Annotated in this window: 1 tRNA gene; it reads left to right on the forward strand. The window is 48.1% G+C overall.

The features are described from left to right. Positions 1-6: 6 nt before the first annotated feature. A tRNA-Ala gene (locus QCE83_RS35075) sits at positions 7-82 on the forward strand. Positions 83-310: the final 228 nt, after the last annotated feature.

Below are 310 nucleotides of genomic sequence, written 5' to 3' on the forward strand. Positions count from 1 at the left end.
GACACGGGGGGATTAGCTCAGCTGGGAGAGCACCTGCTTTGCAAGCAGGGGGTCGTCGGTTCGATCCCGTCATCCTCCACCAAAAGTCTTCAATGCACAGTGTTTCGTGAAGTGCTGTGCATTGGCGATTGAAGCCAGTTGATGTCGAAGGCAATGAAATACGCCTGTCGGCTAAACGTTCTTTAACAATCTGGAAGAAGTAGTAAAGAGAGTAGCGAAAGCGCTTAGAGATGGGCGTGACTAACTGCTCAGGGTAGTGATTGTATCAAGTATGAAAAGTGATCTTAATGATGACTTGGAATACGGCACA

Source organism: Caballeronia sp. LZ034LL, assembly GCF_031451215.1.
Taxonomy (GTDB): domain Bacteria; phylum Pseudomonadota; class Gammaproteobacteria; order Burkholderiales; family Burkholderiaceae; genus Caballeronia.